At 40.3% G+C, this 2,406-nt stretch carries 3 protein-coding genes; 2 read left to right on the forward strand and 1 reads right to left on the reverse strand.

From position 1 onward, the window contains the following. Positions 1-66 precede the first annotated feature (66 nt). The gene (locus V7K76_RS29265; protein ID WP_335030335.1) at positions 67-1,413 is read left to right on the forward strand and encodes a cytochrome P450; all 1,347 of its coding nucleotides are present in this window, start codon (positions 67-69) and stop codon (positions 1,411-1,413) included. A 39-nt stretch (positions 1,414-1,452) separates the two neighbouring features. On the opposite strand, the gene V7K76_RS29270 is transcribed toward V7K76_RS29265, so the two are convergent. Next, entirely contained in the window at positions 1,453-1,596 is a 144-nt protein-coding gene (locus tag V7K76_RS29270; RefSeq protein WP_334954160.1) for a hypothetical protein, read from the reverse strand. Positions 1,597-1,742: 146 nt separating this feature from the next. On the opposite strand from V7K76_RS29270, the gene V7K76_RS29275 reads away from it, so the two are divergent. Continuing rightward, on the forward strand, positions 1,743-2,021 hold the full coding sequence (locus tag V7K76_RS29275) for a hypothetical protein (protein ID WP_334779531.1): 279 nt from the start codon (positions 1,743-1,745) through the stop codon (positions 2,019-2,021). The last annotated feature ends 385 nt before the right edge of the window (positions 2,022-2,406 follow it).

Raw genomic sequence — 2,406 nt, forward strand, 5'->3', positions numbered from 1 at the left:
TATGTAAACGCACGAAAGTGGGTGTATTTGTTTGAGATGATGAAGTAGAATATACAAGTAAATATTATGCTTAGTCAATTACCGAATTGCATTACCAGTCCTTCGTGGTGGCAACTAATAAAATGGATTGCCGATCCGATTGGATTTCAGCAAAAGTATAGTCAAAAGTATGGAGACATTTTTTCCATGCGACTGAGCGGACTGGGTTCTTATGTAATTCTTAGCCATCCCCAGGCCATTCAAGAAATTTTCAGTCAAGATTCTAAATTTGATGTTGGTCGTGGTAATGAACTTGCAGAGCCTCTGATTGGGCGAAATTCTCTGATGTTAATAGATGGTGCCCGCCATCGACGAGAACGAAAATTATTAATGCCCCCCTTTCATGGAGAAAGGCTACAGGCTTATGGTCAACAAATCTGCTTAATTACCGAGCAAATTGCTAGTCAATGGCAAACCGATCAACCTTTTGTGGTTCGGTCTGCCATGCAGAAAGTGAGTCTAGAAGTAATTTTACAAATTGTTTTTGGTTTAAGTGAAGGGGAACGCTATCAGCTAATTTTACCTCTACTTACTAGTTGGTTGGATATGACTGATTCTCCTTTGCGCTCCAGTATGCTATTTTTGCCGTTTTTACAACAAGATTGGGGAAAATGGACTCCTTGGGGGCAGATGAGAAGTAGACAAAACTATATTCATCAGCTGCTTCTTGCAGAAATTGAGGAGAAAAGAACAAAGGAGAATCAGAGCCAGGGTGATGTTCTGAGCTTGATGATGGCAGCACGGGATGAATTTGGGCAAAGAATGACCGATGATGAATTAAAAGATGAATTGCTCACAATTTTATTTGCGGGACATGAAACTACTGCAACAACGCTAGCGTGGGCTTTCTATCAAATTCATCAAAATTCAGATGTCCTTTTGCAATTGCAGCAGGAACTTGACAGCTTGGGAGAAAATCCTAACCCGATGGAAATCGCCCAACTTCCTTACTTAACAGCAGTATGCCTTGAAACCCTGCGGATGTATCCAGTCCTTCCAGTGCTTTTCCCACGCATTACCAAATCATCCATTAATATTGCCGGATACCAGTTTGCTCCTGACACAACTTTAATGGCAAGTATCTACCTCCTGCATTACCGGGAAGATTTGTATCCTAATCCTCAACAATTTAATCCGGAACGTTTTTTAGGACGGCAGTATTCCCCTTGGGAGTTCATTCCTTTTGGTGGTGGAAGTCGGCGATGTTTAGGATATGCCCTGGCTTTGTTAGAAATGAAGTTAGTCTTGGCAACCGTTTTATCTAATTATCAACTTGCATTGGTGGAAAATAAACCTCTTAAATTGCAAAGACGTGGGTTTACCCTTGCTCCTGAAGGTGGAGTTCGGATGATGATTAAAAAACGAATTACATAGATTGTAAGGGCATAAGAGCAATTCTAAAAATGTTGAAAGTCATTCTGGATAAAAGTTAGTTTTTTTTTGCTGGGGAGGAACTGACCTTTTAGCGATCGCAATCTGTGCCGAAAAATCACCCCATCCATTCAGTCCACTGGGGCGCATCTGACACCAATTGAGCAAACTTTTGAGGGTCAACATCCTCAAACTCCAGGATCATAACTTTTCCCACTGCAAATTTTACTCAGCCAGGAAAGAAAAGGATTGTGCATTAATTTTTAACCCCTGAAAAGGTATAATTATGGAAGTTTGAAGTTTGCTTGTATTGAGCGCAGGAAAAATCTCAGATGCTTTTTAATCGCTACAAAAATCTCCATCTGATTCAGCAGCTCGATCCTGTGATAGCTCATTGCCAAATTTACTCTATAATGATTGGCTATGATTTTTCATGGGAAATGACAAGAGCGCTGGAAGTGGCTTTGATGCGAACTTATTGTGTTCCCAGCATTTCTAAATTATTGGATAAAACAGGGGAATTTTATCAGCATTCACAAAAACGCTACGACGATACAGGCATAATTATAGGGGAAATTGGCAAGTGGGGTTACGATAGCGATCGCTCCTAGCAAATATCCTCAAAATTAGGGCGCGATTATTACGTTACTTTCCCCCACGAAATCAGCCATACTACTTTATCGATCATCCTATTCGCAGTTATCCAGATGGTTATAAGATAGCTAATGTAGGCCCAGCAGAAAATAGTAAGATTTGACATCGACCTCATAAATAAGTCGGCGCAAACGCAAATAATCACAACTAGGAGCCAAATACAGAGATTTTACCAAATTCGGTGGGTTTAAGTTAGGGTGTTGACACTGCAAAGATTTAACTATCTCTAAGAGGGTGTTTATAAAATACGGCTTATGTGAATTGGGGTAGCAAAAAAGAAAGGGAAACCACAAGATAAAGGTAACGACACCAAAGCTTGAGGTCTCCTAATGAATATGGTAG

This window comes from Nostoc sp., assembly GCF_036917975.1.
Taxonomy (GTDB): Bacteria; Cyanobacteriota; Cyanobacteriia; order Cyanobacteriales; family Nostocaceae; genus Nostoc.